Genomic DNA, 20,847 nt, shown 5'->3' on the forward strand with positions numbered 1-20,847 from the left:
AAAATCAAATTATTAGTATTTTATATACTTTTGTAAATATTCTTGACTTTAGGGTTACCCTATACTTTATAATGACATAGCTGCAAACATCCGTCAAGACATTATTTATCAACGAAAACGATATACAGGAGGACCAATATGAGACAATTACTGCCTTACATAAGGCCACATAAAAGGCTTTTGGCAGGTGCCATAATATTATTAATTTTCAATAACTTTACTGCCATGTTTATTCCTACACTCACAGCCCGCTTGATCAATGTGGGGGTAGCCAATCAGGACTTGCCCTACATCTATCGTATTTGCGGGCTTATGCTTACGGTTGCTGTACTTGGAGGAGTCAGTTCCATTGTCTCTGCCATTTTGTCATCAAAGGCTGCGGCTGGAGTCGCCAGAGATTTAAGAGAAGCTGTGTTTATGAAAGCACAGACATACTCTCTCACTGATTTTAAAACGGTTGGAACTGCTTCTATGATCACCCGCAGTACCAGTGATATTAATATCATTCAAAGATCAACTATGATGTTATTAAGAGTTCTTCTGCCTGCGCCTATTATGACCATAGTAGGTCTTACGCTCGCCTTTCGCACCAACGTGCAAATGGCCTTGTTTTTTATTGTGGTTATCTTGTTTTTCGGTGTTATGGCATTTTTGATTGGCAAAAGAGCCATTCCTTTGTTTCAGATGATCCAAAAGAAGATGGACCGGGTAACCTATGTGCTACGGGAAGTCATTACTGGAGTAAGAGTAATCCGGGCATTTAACCGGGAAGAATATGAGAAGGACCGTTTTGTGGAAGCTTGTTACGATTACAGGGATACCACAATAAAGACTGGAAGAGTCTTCGCTATATTATTACCATTCCTTTTTTTAATATTAGATTTAAGCGTTGCTTCTGTCATCTGGTTTGGTGGCATTCAGGTATCAAACGGCTCCATGGAGATCGGAAGTATCTTTGCTCTCATTGAATACCTGACTATTATTCTTTTTTGCAGCGTTATGGCTGTTATGGGATTTATGGAGATTCCCCGTGCGCTCATTAGTGTGGAGCGTATCAATGAGATTTTAGACCTGACTCCTGAAATCGTTGATGATGCCAATGCTACTCCAAAAAGTGATTTAAAAGGAACCCTGGAGTTTAGAAATGTTTCTTTTATGTATGCAAATGCAGAGGAACCGGTTTTAAGTCATATCTCCTTTACTTCAAAACCGGGGCAGACAACCGCCATTATTGGTGGAACAGGTTCCGGAAAATCAACCATTGCAAACTTAATTCCTCATTTTTATCAGATTCAGGAAGGGGAAATCCTTTTAAATGGAACCAATATTATAGAGTATCCTCAGAAGACATTAAGAGATAAAATCGGCTTTATACCCCAAAAAGCATTCTTGTTTCGGGGAACCATCGAGAGCAATATACGGTTTGGCAAGGAAGATGCAACGATGGAGGAAATCATTGCTGCTTCCAAGGTGGCGCAAGCTCATGAATTCATAGAAAATCTAGACGACGGCTATCAATCTTATGTGGCTCAGGCAGGCACCAATCTATCCGGCGGACAAAAGCAGCGAGTCGCCATTGCAAGAGCCCTTATTAAAAAACCGGAAGTCTATGTGTTTGACGACAGCTTCTCTGCCCTGGATTATAAGACAGATTCTCTCTTAAGGAAGGCATTAAAATCACAGATTAAGGATTCCGCCCTTATTATTGTGGCTCAGAGAATCAGCACCATCATGGATGCCGATCAGATTCTTGTTCTGGATGATGGAAAGGTGGTCAGCATTGGACGGCATGAGGAGCTTATGAAGACTTGTTCCGTCTATCAGCAGATTGCCGCCACACAGTTAAGTGAAGAAGAATTAAATAGAAAGGAGGAGAGGAATCATGGATAAGAAGAAAAAAGGAACTATATTAAGATTGTTCACTTATTTTAAGGGATCTAGGCTTAAGTTAGCTTTAATCATTGTAACTACTATATTAAGTGCAGCCCTTTTCATCGTATCTCCTATATTTTTAGGAAAAGCACTGGATCAACTTGCAAATGGGATTAAGACATCCGTATTAAATGGCACCCGTTTTCAGGTGAATTGGGATACCATGGGCAATATTTTTGGGATTCTCCTCACTCTTTATGTATTAAGTTTTATTACAAACTATCTGGCAAATTATCTGATGGCTACTGTTACCGAAACAGTGACTTTAAATATGAGAAGTTCCTTAATGGATAAGCTAAACCGTCTGCCTCTCCGCTTTTTTGATGCGACGGAACGAGGGGATATCCTAAGCCGTGCTACCAATGATGTGGAAAAGATAGCAGATGCCTTAAGAGAAGGCTTTAACCGACTTATTGCCTCCGTCATATCCATCATTGGTGCCATTGCTATGATGCTTTATATCAGTCCAACTTTATCTATAGTGGCCTTCCTTACCATTGGAATTGCAACCGTTTTGACTGTGATCCTTTCTGGAAAGTCCAGAAAATATTTTTTCAATTACCAGACCTCTATGGGCGAGTTAAATGCAGCGGTGGAAGAGACCTTTACCGGGCAGCTCGTAATCAAAGCCTTTAACCAGGAAGATGCCACTTTAGAGGAGTTTCGAAAAATCAATGGAGAGCTGTATCAGCACAGCACTTCTTCCCAGATTGCTCAATATATCGTCTCCCCATGTATCCGTCTCATTAATAACTTCGGATACACCATCATTGCTGCTTTAAGCGTAATTAACATCATACAGGGCAGAATGACCATTGGTACTGTCCAGGCCTTTATTCAGTATGCGGATAAATCCTCTGAACCGGTTATCGAATGTTCCCAGATCATCAGCTCCATGCAGTCCGCATTTGCGGCTTCCATCCGATACTTTCAGATCATGGATGAACTTGATGAAGTTCCAGATCACGTCTCTTTGGAGGTTCTTCCAGAAACAAAGGGAGATGTTCGTTTTGAACACGTCCGTTTTGGATATTCCGATGATCATATTCTTATGAAGGACATCAATATTGAGATAAACGCTGGTGACCGGATTGCCATCGTAGGCCCTACTGGTGCCGGCAAAACAACCCTGGTAAATCTTCTTATGCGTTTTTATGAGATTCAGGGTGGTTCCATTAAAATCGACGGCGTAGATATTAAGTCTATGTCAAGAGCTGAACTTAGGAGTAAGTTCGGTATGGTTTTACAAGATACCTGGCTCTTTGGCGGTTCCATTAAAGATAACATTGCCTACAGTAACTTTGATGCACCGGAAGAAGCTGTGATTGCAGCAACGAAATCTGCCAGAGCGGATCATTTTATCCGTACCCTGCCAGAAGGTTATCAAACTACTCTTACGGAAGACGGCTCCAACGTATCCCAGGGTCAGAAGCAGCTTTTAACCATTGCCAGAGCCATCTTAGCGGATCCTGCTATCTTAATTCTTGATGAGGCTACTTCAAGTGTAGATACCAGAACAGAGGCAGAGATTCAAAAGGCCATGAACAACTTAATGAAGGGGCGAACCAGCTTTATCATCGCTCATAAGCTGTCTACCATTCGGGATGCAGATCTTATCATTGTTATGGATCACGGCACCATCATTGAGCAGGGATCTCATGAAGAGCTTCTTACGAAACAGGGATTCTATGAAAAGCTTTATAACAGCCAGTTTGCACACTCAGGTTCTGAAGAAGAACAAACGGCTTAAATCTAGATTAAAACGGAAGGGGTGTTGCAAAATAGCCCCTTGATAAAATAATCCACAAAAAATGCACCTTAAGCAGGCTTCAAAAACCTGTATTAAGGTGCGTTTTCTAATTATTAAGGTGATTGCTTTATGCAATTTGCTACCACAAATTCATTTTGTAACAGTCCCTTCTTATGTCTATTCGAAGCTATTTTGTGGCTGACTTTTGGTAGCGGTCACCGGCTTTTTTATCTTTCTCTTGCTTTGTGATACAAAGACGCTGGAAATGATGATGATAACTCCAAGGATTTGAAGGAAGTTAATGGTCTGTCCCAGCATGAAGTAACCAAGGAAAAAAGCGGTTAATGGGTTAATGGGATTTAAGAAAGAAGCTTTCGCAGGCCCGATCTTTTCAATTCCTCGAAACCAGAGATAATACGCTAACCCTGTGTTGAAAATACCGATAAAGGCAATTCCCAAAATATTTTGTGTGGACAGTGGTGGAACCGGACCTTCCAGAAACAAAAAGGCTGGAATTAAGATCAGGCTTCCAAAAAACAACTGCCATGAGGTAAAGACCATCTGACTTACTCCCTCTGGCTTTCCCCAGTACTTGGTTAGCACCACTCCAAGGGACATCAGTGCGGAACCTATCAATGCGGCAATGACACCAATAGGATCAATGGCGGCTTGCTGCTTAAAGAACAAAAAGAACACTCCCACAAAAATCATTCCGATAGCAAGAAAGGAATTGGCTGTTGGCTTTTCCTTTAAGATAATCCAGCTTAAGAAAATAATAAAAACAGGTTGGACACTTCCTACAATAGAGGCGATTCCACCAGGGAGACGATAAGCCGCTATAAATAAAAGCAGGAAAAAGATTCCTATATTTAAGCTCCCCAATAAGATGGATCGAAACAGCCAGATTCCTTTTGGAAACTTGCGATAAAATAACAAAAGCAAAAGTCCGATGGGAAGACCCCTCATTAGAGCTACAAAGATGGGTCTGTCAATTGGTATGAATACAGCAGTAATCATATAGGTGGAACCCCACAGCATGGGAGTAATCATGGTCAAAAGAGTATCTTTAAAATCTTTCATATGGTTGTCCTTTCTTTTCATTTTCTAACGTAACATTCGTCTTAATCAAAAGTATTTTAATGTTAAGATAAATGAATTATATGTTAATCTAATCACCTTGTCAAGTATCTCAACATTAAGATAGTTAACCTTAAAATTGTTCTTGTTTTTTCATTTTTCTGATGTTACACTGTTACTATGAAAAAAGACAAAGTTGACACCTTTATGGAACAATGGAAAGAGGAATTGCCGGAGCTTGGTACAGAATCCATGGCTGTTATAGGACGGCTGAACAGAGTCGCAAAACATATAGAAAAGAGGTTAGGGAAGAATTTTGCACAATACAACCTTAACAGCGGGGAGTTTGATGTACTTGCTTCCCTTCGGCGTTCCGGCAAGGATTACCGACTGAAACCTACGGATCTTTATCAGTCCCTTATGATCACCTCAGGTGCTATGACAAACCGGATTGATACTCTGGAAAAAAAGGAATTGGTCAGCCGTACCCATGATGATTCTGATCGAAGAACCATCTATGTACAATTAACAAAGAAAGGCTTCGACCTGATCACAGAGGCAGTGATCACTCACACGGAAACAGAAAATTCTATATTCAAAGATCTATCAAAGAAAGAAACGGTTCTTTTTAACGATCTGTTAAAAAAGCTGCTCTTTTCCTTGGGAGAAGAACCCCAAGAGTATGATACCCCAATGCCTAAGCAGTAATCAAGAACCATACAAAGAAAGTGGAGTTCCAATGTACGGAACCCCACTTTTTTTATATGATTGATGTTTTTTGCTATATTTATCTACAAGCTTCAATGGCTGATTTTAAGATTTGAAGGCCACATGTAAGCTGTTCGTCTGTGACGACTAGAGGACATAAAAAGCGGATGACATTAGACCCGGAACCTGCGCTTTCCACAATAAGGCCATGTTGTACACAGTAATCTACGATGGCGGATACCAGCTTCCCATTGGGAACTTTACTTTCTTTATCCGTTACAAATTCAATTCCCATCATACAGCCAATGCCTCTTACATCTCCCACTTCCTCAAATTCCTCCACCCAGTGGTCAAATTCGTTTCGGCAAATGGTCGCAATGGCAAGAGCCCTAGAGCATAAATCTTCTTTTTCTATGATCTCAATGGTCTTAAGGGCTGACGCACACGCAAGGGCATTGCCTCCAAAGGTTCCACCGATGATTCCATTTCTTACTCCATCAAATATCTCCTTGGAAGCGGTTACAGCACTTAGGGGAAGCCCACCTGCAATGGATTTTGCGGATACTAAGATATCTGGAGGGCAACCTGCCCCTTTCCAATAATCAGATACAAATAACTTTCCAGATCTTGCAAAACCAGTTTGAACTTCATCGGCAATGAGTAAAATTCCTTGCTCGTCACAGATGTTTCTCAGTGCCTTCACCCATTCTAAGGGAGCTGGAATGAATCCGCCCTCTCCTTGCACCGGCTCAACCACAATAGCAGCTACGTATTCTGCTGGAGATGCCTCCTCAAAGACCTTGTTAAGGCGTTCGAGATAATAGTCAATGGCACTAACTTCGTCATACCCCTTTGGGCCTCTGTAAAGGTAAGGGAACTCCGCCCGGTAGATGCCGTCTGGGAAGGGGCCGACTCCTGCGGCATAAGACTTCTTTGCTGTCATGGAGGCCGCTAAAAGGGTTCTTCCATGAAAGGCTCCGGAGAACACGATAATATTAGGTCTTCCGGAATAGGATTTTGCAATCTTTACCGCATTTTCAATGGCCTCTGCTCCGGAGTTTGAAAACATGGTCTTTTTCTCCTCGGCTTTTAAAGGAACGATTTCATTCATTTTCTCTGCAAGGCTTATGTACCCTTCATGGGTCACAATATTCATCATTGCGTGAAAATACTTCTCCGATTGATCTTTTACTGCTTCTATTAATTCAGGACGGCTGTATCCGATGTTTAATACGCCCACTCCCCCGACCCAGTCAAGGAAACGGTTTCCGTCCACATCTTCAAACATTGCCCCCTCTCCTTTTTCAATCACACAAGGATAGGCCGATTTGATGGCATTTGGAATGGCATTCATCCTTCTTTTTAAAATAGCATCCGCCTTTGGCCCAGGCAGTGGGGTTTTTATTTCTGGCAGCGAATCCTTTAACATAGTTTTCTCCATTCTGCGCTGCTTTTGCACAACGTCTTACAGTGATTTTTGATAGATTTCCTTGATTTCCTCCGGAGTGAATACCACCGGGTGATTTGCCATACTGGCGGCTGATACCTTTAAGCAGTTCTTAGTCAGCCAGGAGAGATCACTCTCCTCAATTCCCATATCCTTAAGGCTTTCCGTAAGATCAAGCCTGGAGATGAGCTTATGAATTTGCTCTACAAAATCTGTTTCATCTCTTCCACCTAGAAGCTTTGAAAGGGTAGCAAATTTATAAGGCGCTCCCTTTATGGAAGATTCAAATACATGGGGAGCCAAAGCTGCAAGGCCTCTTCCATGAACTGCATCCTTTAGTCCACTGACCGGATGCTCCATTCCATGAAGGGCGGTAACTCCTGCAGTATTAATGACCATTCCCCCAAGAGTACTGGAAAGGCAAAGCTGATCCCAATTGTTAAGATCTCCAGTATCCTCATAAAGCGCTACAAGGCTTTCTGCCGCAAGTCTTACCCCCTCTAAAGCCATAAGGTCTGTAAGAGGCTGGGATATGGTGGATAAATAAGCATCTATGTTGTGGCAAAGTGCATCAAAGCCTACGGAAGCTAAAATTCCTTTTGGCATTGTCATCATTAACTGAGGATCAACAATGGAGCAGGTGGGAACAATTGCACTGCACCGAAGTGATTTCTTATCTAGAGTTTGTGGATTGGTCATGACTGCAAAGCCATTTCCTTCACTTCCTGTTCCGCAGGTGGTTGGAACCGCCAGTAGGGGAAGGGCCTTATCACTCACCTTTTTTCCATAGATATAATCGTTTATATCTCCCCCATTTAATGCCATAAAAGCAATGCCCTTGCCAGTATCTAGACTGCTTCCGCCACCCAGGGCAATGATAAAATCACAGCCTTCCTGGTTTGCTAATTCCCCTCCTTCATAAACCGTAGTAGTCAGGGGATTTGGTTCTGCCTTATCAAACAATACGAAGGAAACTCCGTTTTCTTCCAACTGCTTTTTCGTTCTGTCAAGAAGGCCTGATTTCTTGGTGCTATTACCACCGGTTACAATCAGTGCCCGTTTTCCAATGGCTGCTGCCTTCTCTCCAATGAAATCTGCCTTTCCCCGGCCAAACACCAGATTGACTGGCAAATAATATTGAAATTCCATGTCAGATCCTCTTTCCTGTCTTTTTTTAGCTGTCCGGCTCCCTAGGGAAGCCGGCTCAGATGGTGTTATTTCACATTTTTTGTCTTTCCTTCAGCCACACCTACGAAGTAATCCTCTGTAAGACCGAAATCCTTTAATATTTTCAAAAGAGTTCCATCTGCTTTCATCTCATTTAAAGCACCGTTTACTTCCTCTAAGAATGCTTTGTCTTCAAAACGTACTGCTGCACCGATCTGCCCGCTTGCCTCAGCCTCGTATGGGGAAAGAAGCTTAAGCTTTAAGGAACTGTCAGAAGAAAGGGTATATCCGGCAACGATACCATCGGTTACTACAGCTTCCACCTTTCCGGTATTAACAGCTGTCATTAGGGTAGCCTGATTATCGTAAGCTTCCAGTCCTCCGATTTTGCCTTCATCAAGCCATTTCTGTGCTGTCTCATAGAAGGTGGTACCTGGCTGTGCTCCTATCTTTTTCCCTTTTAAATCTTCCTTGCTTTTGATGGTGGAACTTTCAGGAATTACCACAGCTTCGCCTTCCTGATACCATTTGTCAGTAAAGGCTGCGATCTGAAGTCTTTCATCTTTTACATACATGGCATCGGCTACCATATCTACGTTTTTGTTATTAAGCTCTACCAAAAGGTTGGAAAAATCGGTGACCTTCATCTGAAGATCAGGGATTCCAAGCCTCTTACAGATCTCTTTCAGTATTTCAATATCAACCCCTTTTAACTTTTTGGATTCTACATCAGTATAAGAAAAAGGTGCATCGTTTGAGGAGCCAATTAAGAGATAACCTTTTTCTTTTGCCTTTGTTAACATGGCAGATTCTCCAGAGACTGACTTCGTCTCAGCTTTCTTTACCTGACACCCCATAAGGGAAGTGACTGCAATTAGTATTACGAATAGCCATAAGATTCCTTTACTACTTTTTCTGTTATTCATAGGTTAATTTCCTTTCTTATTTATGTTAGTTATTGGGTTCTTTTTAATTTTCGTTCTATAATTCCTCCAAGCTGGGAAAGGGGCAAGCTCAGCATTAGATAGACGAGTGCCAGTATGGTATAGGCCTCAACGGTAAGAAATGTCTGGGAGGCATATGTTTTCGTTCGAAGGAGTAATTCTTGAACGGATATCATGGCAAGAAGGGATGTGTCTTTAATTAACATAACCAGATAATTACCAAATACTGGAATAGAATTTCTCATGGCTGGAGGTAATATAAAGTGAAAGAGCACCTTTTGCTCACTAAATCCAAGAGCCAGACCAGCTTCTCTTTGACCGGAGTCTACTGCCAAGATAGCGGAGCGTATGACCTCTGACATATAGCAGCCGTAATTGACTGCAAATCCGATAATTCCGCAGGTAGAGGCATTTAACTGTACGTTGGCTTCGTATCCAAGGGCGGCTAATACTCCGTTTATTAAGGTAGGAACCACGTAATAGATATAAAATAATTGCACCAGGAGAGGCGTTCCCCGAATCAGTTCAATGATGATTCCAAGAAAACGACTAAGTAGCTTATGCTTTGAAAGTCTTCCTATGGCAATGAGTAAAGCAGCTACTAAAGCAAAGGCAAAGCCAACTAATGTGATATAAATAACAATTCCCACGCCCCCTAATAGACTGGGTAGCAAAGTACCAAACGCTTTTGTGAAATTAAGTTCCATGGTGTCACCTCCCTAAAGGACTCTGGATAAGAATGCCTTTGTTCTCTCATTTTTAGGCTGTGTAAATATTTCATCTGGAGGCCCTTCCTCCACGATATAGCCACCGTCCATAAAGATGACCCGGTCCGCCACGTCTTTGGCAAATCCCATTTCATGGGTTACTACAATCATGGTCATACCTTCTCCGGCAAGCTGTTTCATAACCTCTAGCACATCTCCTACTAATTCCGGGTCAAGAGCGGAAGTTGGCTCATCAAACAACAGGATCTCCGGCTTCATGGCAAGTGCTCTTGCAATGGCAACTCTTTGCTGCTGCCCTCCCGACAAAGAAGAGGGATAGGAATCGGCTTTATGAGACAACCCCACCTTTTCAAGAAGCTTTAAAGCCTGCTCCTTTGCTTCTTTTGCGGGTACCTTATTCAGCTTCATAGGCGCATACATAACATTTTCAATGGTTGTCATAAGGGGAAATAGATGAAACTTCTGAAATACCATTCCCACCTGCTTGCGATAATCCGTTACCTTTTTTCCAAGCTGAAGGATGTTATCTCCCAGATACAAGATTTCACCACCCGTGGGAGTTTCTAATAAGTTAATGCAACGCAAGAAGGTACTTTTACCGGAACCAGAAGGTCCGATGATTACAACTACCTCTCCCTGACTGACGGTCACATTCACATCCCGCAAAACCTCCAGATCTTCAAAGCACTTTGATAAATTTTTTATTTGCAGCATGATCCGAATCCTCCTCTCTTTCCATCTCTTTTCATACAACAAAAAAGGCAATGTCTTTTTTTCAAAAGCTCCATTGCCCTGGAAGTATCTGATATTTAATTGTTATAGTTATTGGGATAAAAGACCCGGGAATTTCTTTCTTATAAGCTCTGTTAATATATCGCAGGTTCCTTCTACACCAAGTAGGCTGGAATCAATCATAACATCTTTGTATTCCTTATCTGACATGAGATATCCGCAATAATGTCTGTGGTAGGATTCTCTTGCCTTATCCACGGATGCAATCATTTTTTTTGCTTCATCTGGTTTCATATTCAGTCGTTCGATGCAGTTGGTAAGTCTAGCTTCATAAGGAGCATAGATAAAAATATGAATGATATTTTTATGATCCCTTAAGATATGATCTGCACACCTTCCAACGATAATACAGGATTCCCGTTCTGCTAAATCAACGATGATTTTTTTCTGAGCGGAATAGACAGAATCCTGAATGGTTGTGGTGCCCATACCAAGAGGATGGTTCATATTAAAGAATGCCGTTTTTGCACTTTCTTCCACATCACTTATGGCAGAAACAGGAAGATTAAGATCCTTAGAAGTCATTTCAACAATGTCTCTATCATAGTATTCGATTCCAAGCTTCTCACTGATTTGTCTAGCAATGGGTCTTCCCATGCTGCCAAATTGTCTTGTAATGGTAACAACAAACGTTTCCCTCAAATAGAACACCTCTTTCCTTAAATTCTGTTTTATTTTCATTATTATACGCTCTGCCTACCCCTGCCACAATATTTGTTTGCTCTAATTTTTTCGGTTAATATTGTACTCTGAGTACAAAGCATGTTATACTTTACCATCATATAGCCAGGGAGGATCCCCTATGAAGACTCAAGTTTTGGATCTCTATCATACGACAAAGGAAACATACCACTTAAAACTATTAAGTGGAGAAGCCGGACTCACCAACTCTATCTCCTGGGTATATCTAGCGGAGGATTTTCAGAATATGCCCTTTTTAAAGGGTGGGGAGCTTGTGATTACGACGGGACTGTTTATGCAAAGTGGAATCACGTTATTAGAATTTATCTGTGCGCTGGTTACAAGAAGCTGCAGCGGAATCCTCATTAATGTGGGTCAGTATATTCATGAGGAAGATATCACCCATGAGATAAAGGAATTTTGCCAAAATAGTGACTTCCCCCTAATTACCATGCCGTGGAAAGTCCATCTTGTGGATATCATGCAAGATTACTGCCGCACCCTGCTTTTAAGCACCAGAAATACAGACCTTGTCAATGCAGCATTTCTAGGCGCTATCTATCAGTCTACCCTTCATGAAAATACACTCCTTACCCTAAACCAACAGGGGTTTCCTACAAAAGGAGAATACCGGATCTTTGTAATTCAGAACCTTCAAATCACCACTAGAATCACCTTTTCCTTAAATCACAGGAAATTAAAATACCACCTGTTTGAACATGATCATCTCCAGATATTGGTTGTCCTTACTTCTCAACTTCAAATTCCAATGAGCGAGCTCATGGATATCCTGTTATTTTGTGACAGCATTGCCCTTGGAATCAGTAATTCCTTTTCTTCCTTAATGGAATTTGGACTCTGCTACAAGCGTGCCCGTTTTGCCCTTGCGGCGGCCTCCTTTTGGAGCATTCCTGCGGTTTATTTTGAAGAGCTGGGAATCTTTCAGATCCTTTTCTCTTCCTCAGACCCGGAAATGTTAAAAGCAATCAGTAAAAACAGCCTTGGATTGTTGGAAGAATTCGATGCCGCTCATGATTCAGACTATCTAAGTACTTTAAGAGCCTTTCTGCTCTCTGATTGCAACTTATTAGAGACAGCCGGAAGCATGCACACGCACCGAAATACGATTATCTATCGATTAAAAAAGATTAAAGAGATATTGAATACGGAATTAAATGATTCAAAGATTAAGTTTGATTTGCTCATGGCATTTTACATCCGTGAATATTTTCTAATAGAATGATATCTATAAAGATGCAAACAAAAACCTGGGAAAGCATGACCTTCTCCCAGGTTTTTTGATTACTATTTGTTCTACTCGAATAGACTTAGCCAAGAAGTCCAAGTACGTTTGCAGCCTCCTGCCAGTAGCATTCAGGAATTGTGGACCACTCCGTTTTCCCTTCCAGGTCCTGATATAATTTTAAGGCCAGATCCAGGCATTCTTTGGACCGGTCGATTCCGGTAAGAAGGCAGTTTTCCACTAATTTGGCCCAGATATTTGATTTTTCATATAAACCGCTGTCATGGAGATCAAACACTGCTAAAGCCTTATCATAGTCAATCTGAAGAAGCTCTTCTTCCCAGGTTCCCTTTTCCCCATGGAGAATTCCATACTGGGCATTCCCCTCATAAAAGTAGGGTACTCCAGCAGATCCAACATTCATGAGCTTTTTCCCCTGGTACTCCTGAGTTCCCTGAATGTGGCTGTGACCGCATAGGATTACCCCTGCATCCATGGATTTTAATGTGTCCGTTACCTTCTGGCTGCCCAGCCTTAAGACTCCCTTGGTATGTTCCATGGAGCCGTGGCAGTACAACACATCGGGATAACCGCTTATGCTCATGCGCCCGGATATGGGTAAGCTTCTAAAAAAATCAAAATCACGTTCTGTTAGATTCTCAAAGGTATATAATAGGCTTCCGGTTGCGGATGAAGGGATGATCCAGTGATTCAGACCTTGGTCTTTATAATCCAGCATATACTCTTCCCGGTTTCCCTTTATAAAGCTGCACTCATAGCTGTCTTTAAGCTCATAAAGAAGATTCATGGTCTTTTGGGGATACCCACAGTCACTGACGTAATCTCCTAAGAATAAAAACCGGTCCGCCCCTTCTTTGATCCCATGATCCACGCAAGCCTTTAATCCATGGTAATTGCTGTGGGTGTCACTGATCACTCCTATTTTCATATTACATACTCCTTCTATGAATAAGCCTTGTTTCCCAACACGCGATTTAATTCGGAGAATGCGGAAATGGCATTTTTAATGTCTTCTGAGTAATATTCCAATACTTTATTCTTATCCAGATAAACATCTTCTTTTTTGCTGATTCCAACTTTTTTATAATTGCGAGGCAAATGAAACATGGTCATATCGTTTACCTTAAAAGCAATTAAATCAAGCTTAGTCAGTTCATAGGAAAATTGAAGCTTTTGGGTCCATGGCAGAACGTGAAGCTTAGAGCCAAACAGCTTCTTTTCAAACAAACGGATAAAACGGTCTGTTACAAGAAGCCTGGAATGAGCCATAAAGGGGATTTCATCTGAACCATGGCGAAACTTCTTTTTCTTTACCAGTGCTTCCATATCATAAAAGTTGCCAGAACTGGTTTCGGAAACGGGTACCGTATAGGAAAGCTCACACATCTCCTGATCCAGTAGATAACTAACCCCATATTTGACAAGCACAGGAAGTATCTTTGTCTGTGAGAAGGCAAAACGAGGCTCTGACTCCCCGGTATGGGATTCCGATTCCTCAAGTCCAACTCCATATTCTTCGGATATACATCTGCAAAATGAGGTCATATCACTCTCCGGCCAAAGACCGGATAGTTCCAAAAGCTTTCCTTTGTGAGCTGCCAGCTTGTAGCAGCTCTCCACGTAGCTTGTGGAATCCATGATAAAGTTCCCGCTGATTGCAGACATAAGCTGTTTCCCAAATACCGCACTGGATAAAAAGGTCTGCCAGTTATCAAACAGTGCTTCCGTGACTGCGCCGTAATGATTTAGGAGTTCTTCTGCCTCCTTTTCTAGCAGGAAACCGACCATCGTTGCATCGGAGAGTATGGAAATAATTCTTGATAGATTAAATCCAGCCACAGAGCGTCCTTTGGCAAGGGAAAGCCAGCATTTGTTTTTCTTAAACAGTCCAGTAAGGTTTTGACGCTCCCCATCATTATCCAGTTGGAAAAACTCTAGAATTGAGGTCTTAATCTTCTCCTGGCTTACGCTTGGATCTTCTGCTAATTGAAACTGCTCCCACATGGGAGCAAAGGGCTTAATATACCCTTTCAGTTTTTCATCTGTTGAAAAATAGACGGCTGCCTTTTCTCTGGACATGGAGACAAACTGCTCCGGAGCATGAAGGTAGATGTCAATAAGGGCGCTGTAAATAACTCCGTCTGCAAGGGCATAGTGAATCAGCTCATCAAGAACAGGAGCAATCTCCTCTTGTTTTGTAATTCCAAAATTATCCCGCAACGCCTTTTTTACAATGAGTTTGCTGCCTGGAAATGTGGTATGGGGATTGATTGTGGTCAATAAATCTTTTATTTGATCGAAAGAGGGCTTATCCTCCATTGAAAGCATTCCAAAGCGGTACATAGCTGTTAATATCAGGTATTTGTTATTCACTCCATTATCCTCGTCTTTCAAGTAACTAATAATCATAAAACATTTTTCATAATCCTAGTACATTTTATTATATTTTTCCATTCAAGTAAATGCAGTAATAGAAAAACCTTTTATTGTTAAGAAAAAGTCTCAGCCACACAGTGGTAAACCATCTTCACTTGTGATAGGATAGGAAGATAAAAAATACAAAATTGGAGGCGATACGATTGAAGACCATTGGATTAATCGGCGGAATGAGCTGGGAAAGTACTATGACTTATTATCAAATCATCAATACAGCAGTGAAAGAAACGCTTGGAGGTCTGCACTCTGGAAAGATCCTCCTAAACAGCATAGATTTCTATGAAATTGAAAAACACCAGTCCAAAGGGGAATGGGAGGCTTGTGCCAGTATCATGATTAATGCTGCTAAAGCGCTTGAGACTGCCGGTGCCGATTTTATCGTAATCTGCACCAATACCATGCATAAGGTGGTGCCGCAGATTCAAGAAGCCATATCCATTCCCATTCTTCACATAGCAGAAGCCGTTTCCCAGGTATTAAAGCAAAACCATATTACAAAAGCGGCTTTGCTTGGAACAAAGTACACCATGACTCAGACCTTTTACATTGATAAGCTTAAGGAGGCCGGATTGGAAATCCTAGTTCCTGAATCTAATGACATTGAGATTATAAACCGAGTGATTTTTGAAGAGCTATGCCTGGGCATCGTATCAGACCATTCAAAGAAGGAATATCTGCGCATCATCAGTCAGTTGGAGGAGATGGGCGCACAGGGTGTTATCCTTGGCTGTACCGAGATCGGTCTGATGATCGGACAGGCTGATACTTCACTTCCTGTATTTGATACCGCTAAAATCCATGCACAGGAAGCAGCGCGTTTTGCCTGCAATTCATAAAACTAAGACAAAAAAGGAAAGAGAGAACGGCCCTAAGTTTCAGGCTGTTTTCTCTTTCTTTTTGTCTTTCCGATATAAAGTCAACCGTAAATCAAGTCATATCTAGCTGTGGAACCGGACTTCTAAAAAATCTTGTGACCCACACCAGATATAAAAATCCAGATAACAGCCATAAAAATCCAACAATATGCGCATTGAATCCAAGGTTTACAAAGATCCATAAGGTGACAATAAGACCCACCAGAGGACTCATCAAGCTCTCTGTCCTTTGTATTTATAGGCTCAAAAATTTAACAATACTCGACGTAATACTAAAATAGATTCAACACATTTGCCATTGTTTTCTGAATTCATTGGGTGTTAGTCCAGTCATTCGTTTGAACAAAACAGAGAAGCTGGCGTGTCTCTTATACCCCACTGCATTCGCCACTCTGCTAATATCCCAATCAGAGTTTAGTAGTATTTGTTTGGCTTTTTCAATCCGTAGGGCCTGGGTTCGTTCTGTAATCGTTGTTCCGAAAGCGAGTTTGAATGCACCCGTCAATTTATTCTGACTCATACAGGCTATTTTAACAAGAGTATTTAAGGAGATATGGGCTGTGTAATGTTGGTCCAGGTAAGCGTGTACTTTAAGCAAGCTCTCCATCTCCCAGTCTGGAATAGGGGATTTTGAAGTATACATGGATTGATTTTCTTCCCATTGCATGATCAGTGCAATGATCTCCAGAATTTTACCTTCATAAAACATCTTCGCTGTAGCGGCAGATGGCCTAGCAGCACGAATTTGTTTGAGCGCCATTGATACTTCGGGAATTGTATCGCTGCCGTTTAATTTAGGCAATATACGCTCTAATCCTTGAAAGCTTTTGGGATATCGATCTGACAGGAACTTCTCACTAAATTCCGGTAAAAAGGAAAGCCCCATACTGCTGATGGGCGTTTCTTTTTGTATCTTTTGATCATATCGTTCTTCCTGTCCAACATAACCAAGCAGGTTTTCCGTATGCAAATTTATGCCATCATAAATCATTTTTGCCATAGGAGAGCTGTAGCTTCCCAGATTCAAAAAGGATGGGTGCTCATATTGCAGTGCAAAGTTTTCCTTAAAATCAAAATGATAGGTGCTTATGGCACACAGCGCCTCTACCGGGTAAATCCAATAGTAACCTGTCCCAACAGAAGAATCCAGTTCATAATATAATCCGCAACGCTTAAAATTGGAGGGTGCCTTTGTTTCACGAAATCCTAAGGTTGAAAATAACGGCAAATAGAGTTGTTCCAAGATTGTTTCCACTGATAAAGCCCCCTTCTTTTGCAAATTCACAAACCTTTTTAGCGGTCTGTCATATGCAGTGCAAACCAATTGACTGTATCTATAGAATAGAATACAGTGTAGTTAGATTGCACTAACTCATTTATTATATCATGCTTTTCTATGGTTTAAAAGATGTTTACAGCAAATCGAAAATACAATAAAAGGAAGAGGAAAACAATTGAAAAAAACAACATTGCTTCCCCGCTTAATGAGCTATGCGGGAACGTATAAAATATCCATGATTTTGTCGTGGCTTTTTTCTGCACTGGGAGGAATCTTAAGCTTAGGACCGTATATCTGCATCTATTTTGCCGCTCAAACACTGCTGGAAGCCGGGGAAAATCTCACCCTGCTCAATCGTGAGCAAATGGCACACTTTGGCTGGATGGCGGTTACTCTGACTGGATTTTCATTTATGCTCTATGGATTGGGGCTGTTATTTTCTCATTTAGCCGCATTTAATCTTATGGCAAATTTGAGAATTCAATTGATACGTCATCTAGGTGAACTTCCACTTGGGTTCCATATATCAAACCCCAGCGGTAAGCTTCGCAAAATCATTGAAAGAAATACAGAAAGTATGGAAAATTTTGTAGCTCACCAGCTTCCTGATTTAACACAGGCTGTTGTGACGCCACTGGCATTTCTTGTGAGTATGATTCTTTTCGACTGGCGTTTGGCGCTGATTTGTCTGATTCCAATCGCCATAGGATTTGTGATATTAGGCTCTATGCTTCAGGGGGAGAGCAGCGGATTTTTGGAGCAATATCAAAAATCTCAGGCTGATATGAGCAATGCAGCCGTTGAATATGTGCGAGGTATTTCCGTTGTTAAGGTTTTTGGGCAAACGGTACACTCCTTTAAGAACTTTCATGATTCCATTATGAATTACAAAAGTTTTGTAACACAATATTCACTATCTATGGGAAAACCAATGAGCGGCTACATTGCTTGCGTTCATGGAATTTTTTTTGTACTTATACCCGCAGGTATCACTTTTTATCAGATATCCTCTAATCCGAAAGGATTTATCCTGAGTTTTATATTTTTTATTGTATTCACTCCTTTGGTTGCTGTCATGCTGATGAAAGTCATGTACAGTTCCTCCAATAAACTGATTACAACGCAGGCATTGGATACGATTGAAAGTCTTTTAAACGAAAAACAGATGCCACAGGCTATAAACTCTCAAAAGCCATCTTCCTACAATATCGTTTTTGATTCTGTCTCGTTTCAATATGAAAAAAACGGATCCAAAACTATAGATCAGCTCTCCTTTACCGCAAAAGCAGGCACTGTTACAGCTCTGGTGGGTGCATCCGGCGGGGGAAAGAGTACGGTTGCCAATTTAATCGCTCGGTTTTGGGATGTGGATGATGGTAGCATTTGTGTTGGGGGTGTAAACGTAAAAGATATGGATTACGACCAGTGGCTAAGTCAGGTAAGCTTTGTCTTTCAGGATGTGAATCTGTTTAAAATGAGCATTGCAGAAAATGTTGCGTTCAGCAAACCGACTGCCACAGAGGAAGAGATTCTAAAAGCGCTTTCTCTGGCACAATGCGATGACATCCTAGCAAAGCTACCCGATGGCATACACACGGTTATTGGCACCAAAGGCGTATATCTTTCCGGTGGAGAGATGCAGCGCATTGCCCTCGCAAGAGCAATCTTAAAGGATTCGCCTGTTGTACTGCTAGATGAAGCGACAGCCTTTGCCGACCCGGAAAATGAATATAAAATCCAAAAAGCATTGGATGTTTTGATGCAAGGAAAGACAGTGCTTATGATTGCTCATCGTCTCTCCACCATCACCTCAGCCGAGCAGATTTTAGTGCTAAAAAACGGCAGACTTGCCGAGCGGGGCTCACACACAGAACTGTTAGAACTTAGTGGCCTTTATGCAGGTATGTACAAGGAATATCAGTCTGGCACATCATGGAAAATCGGAGGGAAAACCCATGCTTAAAAATACGTTTTCGTTAACAGATAAAGGCTATTCAAATGTGAGAAAGGGAATCTTGCTTACCGCATTGCATAATATTAGTGTTATGCTTCCGGCTGTATTATTGATGCTACTTGCATCGGACATGGTTCAGAAGTATTTTGGAAAGAGTACAAAGAGTATCCCCTTGTTTCCATATTGGAGTATGGCACTGCTTCTGTTGCTGTTTATCTATTGGGTTTACCGCTGGACTTACAAAGAAACCTATGTTGCTGCCTATGAGGAAAGTGCCAATGCTCGCATCTCACTTGCCGAAAAGATAAGGAAACTGCCTCTCTCCTACTTTGGCAACAGAGATTTAAGCGATCTAACCAGCACGTTGATGGACGACACTACCACGGTGGAACATACCTTGGCAACTGGACTTTGTGAGCTTTTCGGTGGTATTATTTCGAGCACTGTCATTTTACTGACTTTATTCTGCTATGACTGGCGAATGAGCTTGAGCCTATTTATTTGCCTGCCCATTTCGCTTTCCGTACTCGCAATTTCCCACAAGGTCAGTTCGTCTTCCAATCGAAAGAACAGAAATGCAAAGCTGGGTGTCAGTGAATGCATTCAGGAGTATCTGGAAAATATAAAACTGGTACAAACATCTCCCCAAAAGGAATCCTACCGTATGCGGGTAGAACAGAAAATCAAGAAGGTAGTTCATACCGCTATGGTTTATGAACTAATTATGGGAATTTTCATCAGCAGCGCCTATAACATCTTACGCGTGGGGTTAGGACTTGTGGTAGTTACAGGCTCTTATTTGGTAACACACGGAGAGCTTGATTTCATTGGATTTTTATTGTTTCTTTTTGTAGCGGCTCGTATTTATGACCCTCTCACTACGGTTTTCTTTAAAATAGGTGAGTTCTTTTATTCGCTTGTCAGTGCCTCAAGAATTCGTGAAATACGAGATTACCCTGCTCAGACAGGAAAACAAGTTATCGTCCTAAATTCTTTTGACATTACATTTGACCATGTTTCCTTTGCCTACAATACCGACACCGTCCTCCATGACGTATCCTTTGTGGCTGAGCAAGGACAAATCACAGCCCTGGTCGGCCCATCCGGCTGTGGCAAAAGTACACTGAGCAAGCTGGCCTCGCGTTTTTGGGATGTAAGCGATGGAAGGATTTTAATTGACGGTAAAAATATCAATGAAATTGATCCGGAAACTCTTCTAAGCTATTTTTCTATTGTATTTCAGGATGTGGTACTGTTTAATGATACGATATACAACAACATTAAAATTGGAAAGCTGGAGGCAACAAAGGAAGAAATTATTGCGGCTGCCCAAATGGCTCGGTGCGAGGATTTTATTCTTAAGCTCCCCCATGGCTATGACACAGTCATCGGAGAAAACGGAAAAACCCTTTCTGGCGGAGAAAGACAGCGCATTTCCATTGCCAGAGCTTTTCTCAAGAATGCGCCCATTGTGCTTTTGGATGAAGCTACAGCTTCTCTCGACCCAGAAAACGAAACACTCATTCAGGAAGCAATTGGTAAACTGACTCGCAACAAGACGGTGCTGATTATCGCCCACAGATTGCGTTCTATAGAGGATTGCGACAAAATTGTTGTCCTTAATGCGGGAAAAATACAAGAAATGGGCCGACACCAAGAACTGATGGAATCAAACGGATTGTACCATCATCTGTTTGAATTGCAAAGGGAAAGCTCCGTATGGGGCGTTGGCGCTATGAAGCAGACCTAGATAACATAACAATATATGGCAAGGGAAAAGATTGGCTCTTTTTCCTTGCTCTTTATTGTTATT

18 protein-coding genes are annotated in these 20,847 nt (G+C 41.6%); 7 read left to right on the forward strand and 11 right to left on the reverse strand.

Annotation, left to right across the window (positions count from 1 at the left end; all coding sequences use genetic code 11):
• Positions 1-138: 138 nt before the first annotated feature.
• A complete protein-coding gene (locus BET01_RS00880; protein WP_120194874.1) occupies positions 139-1,890 on the forward strand; it encodes an ABC transporter ATP-binding protein in 1,752 nt (583 codons plus the stop codon).
• The gene (locus BET01_RS00885; RefSeq protein ID WP_120194875.1) at positions 1,883-3,682 is read left to right on the forward strand and encodes an ABC transporter ATP-binding protein; all 1,800 of its coding nucleotides are present in this window, start codon (positions 1,883-1,885) and stop codon (positions 3,680-3,682) included. The genes BET01_RS00880 and BET01_RS00885 overlap by 8 nt, the downstream gene beginning before the upstream one ends.
• A 177-nt stretch (positions 3,683-3,859) precedes the next feature.
• Here the strand turns inward: BET01_RS00885 and BET01_RS00890 are convergent, their stop codons facing one another.
• Positions 3,860-4,762: an EamA family transporter gene (locus tag BET01_RS00890; RefSeq protein WP_120194876.1), complete on the reverse strand. Its 903-nt coding sequence runs from the start codon at positions 4,760-4,762 to the stop codon at positions 3,860-3,862.
• 204 nt (positions 4,763-4,966) lie between these two features.
• Between BET01_RS00890 and BET01_RS00895 the strand changes: the two genes are divergently transcribed.
• On the forward strand, positions 4,967-5,467 hold the full coding sequence (locus tag BET01_RS00895; protein ID WP_243117084.1) for a MarR family winged helix-turn-helix transcriptional regulator: 501 nt from the start codon (positions 4,967-4,969) through the stop codon (positions 5,465-5,467).
• A gap of 79 nt (positions 5,468-5,546) precedes the next feature.
• Here the strand turns inward: BET01_RS00895 and BET01_RS00900 are convergent, their stop codons facing one another.
• The 6 genes from BET01_RS00900 to BET01_RS00925 form a co-directional block, all read right to left on the reverse strand.
• Entirely contained in the window at positions 5,547-6,896 is a 1,350-nt protein-coding gene (locus tag BET01_RS00900) for an aspartate aminotransferase family protein (RefSeq protein WP_120194878.1), read from the reverse strand.
• Between the two features lie 36 nt (positions 6,897-6,932).
• On the reverse strand, positions 6,933-8,063 hold the full coding sequence (locus BET01_RS00905; protein WP_120194879.1) for an iron-containing alcohol dehydrogenase: 1,131 nt from the start codon (positions 8,061-8,063) through the stop codon (positions 6,933-6,935).
• Between the two features lie 65 nt (positions 8,064-8,128).
• Entirely contained in the window at positions 8,129-9,007 is an 879-nt protein-coding gene (locus BET01_RS00910; protein WP_120194880.1) for a substrate-binding periplasmic protein, read from the reverse strand.
• A gap of 29 nt (positions 9,008-9,036) precedes the next feature.
• A complete protein-coding gene (locus BET01_RS00915) occupies positions 9,037-9,732 on the reverse strand; it encodes an amino acid ABC transporter permease (protein WP_120194881.1) in 696 nt (231 codons plus the stop codon).
• A 12-nt stretch (positions 9,733-9,744) separates the two neighbouring features.
• A complete protein-coding gene (locus BET01_RS00920) occupies positions 9,745-10,467 on the reverse strand; it encodes an amino acid ABC transporter ATP-binding protein (protein WP_120194882.1) in 723 nt (240 codons plus the stop codon).
• 108 nt (positions 10,468-10,575) lie between these two features.
• Entirely contained in the window at positions 10,576-11,187 is a 612-nt protein-coding gene (locus tag BET01_RS00925) for a cytidylate kinase-like family protein (RefSeq protein ID WP_243117085.1), read from the reverse strand.
• Between the two features lie 160 nt (positions 11,188-11,347).
• Between BET01_RS00925 and BET01_RS00930 the strand changes: the two genes are divergently transcribed.
• Positions 11,348-12,469, forward strand: a complete 1,122-nt coding sequence (locus BET01_RS00930; RefSeq protein ID WP_120194884.1) for a PucR family transcriptional regulator — start codon at positions 11,348-11,350, stop codon at positions 12,467-12,469.
• A gap of 85 nt (positions 12,470-12,554) precedes the next feature.
• On the opposite strand, the gene BET01_RS00935 is transcribed toward BET01_RS00930, so the two are convergent.
• Together BET01_RS00935 and BET01_RS00940 are read right to left on the reverse strand one after the other, a co-directional pair.
• Complete coding sequence (locus BET01_RS00935; RefSeq protein WP_120194885.1) at positions 12,555-13,418, reverse strand: metallophosphoesterase family protein; 864 nt, start codon at positions 13,416-13,418, stop codon at positions 12,555-12,557.
• A 14-nt stretch (positions 13,419-13,432) separates the two neighbouring features.
• Positions 13,433-14,863 carry a DUF1266 domain-containing protein gene (locus tag BET01_RS00940; protein WP_158584956.1) on the reverse strand — a complete coding sequence of 477 codons (1,431 nt, stop codon included), beginning with the start codon at positions 14,861-14,863 and terminating at the stop codon, positions 13,433-13,435.
• 206 nt (positions 14,864-15,069) lie between these two features.
• Between BET01_RS00940 and BET01_RS00945 the strand changes: the two genes are divergently transcribed.
• Positions 15,070-15,762 (forward strand): aspartate/glutamate racemase family protein, encoded by a 693-nt coding sequence (locus tag BET01_RS00945; RefSeq protein WP_120194887.1) that lies wholly within the window; start codon positions 15,070-15,072, stop codon positions 15,760-15,762.
• Between the two features lie 91 nt (positions 15,763-15,853).
• On the opposite strand, the gene BET01_RS21480 is transcribed toward BET01_RS00945, so the two are convergent.
• Positions 15,854-16,015, reverse strand: a complete 162-nt coding sequence (locus BET01_RS21480; protein ID WP_158584957.1) for a hypothetical protein — start codon at positions 16,013-16,015, stop codon at positions 15,854-15,856.
• 69 nt (positions 16,016-16,084) lie between these two features.
• The gene (locus tag BET01_RS00950; protein WP_120194888.1) at positions 16,085-17,056 is read right to left on the reverse strand and encodes a helix-turn-helix domain-containing protein; all 972 of its coding nucleotides are present in this window, start codon (positions 17,054-17,056) and stop codon (positions 16,085-16,087) included.
• Between the two features lie 199 nt (positions 17,057-17,255).
• On the opposite strand from BET01_RS00950, the gene BET01_RS00955 reads away from it, so the two are divergent.
• Entirely contained in the window at positions 17,256-19,043 is a 1,788-nt protein-coding gene (locus BET01_RS00955) for an ABC transporter ATP-binding protein (protein ID WP_120194889.1), read from the forward strand.
• A complete protein-coding gene (locus BET01_RS00960) occupies positions 19,036-20,784 on the forward strand; it encodes an ABC transporter ATP-binding protein (RefSeq protein WP_120194890.1) in 1,749 nt (582 codons plus the stop codon). Before BET01_RS00955 ends, BET01_RS00960 begins: the two co-directional genes overlap by 8 nt.
• The last annotated feature ends 63 nt before the right edge of the window (positions 20,785-20,847 follow it).

Origin of the sequence: Lacrimispora algidixylanolytica, assembly GCF_003609635.1 — a bacterium.
Classification (GTDB): domain Bacteria; phylum Bacillota; class Clostridia; order Lachnospirales; family Lachnospiraceae; genus Lacrimispora; species Lacrimispora algidixylanolytica.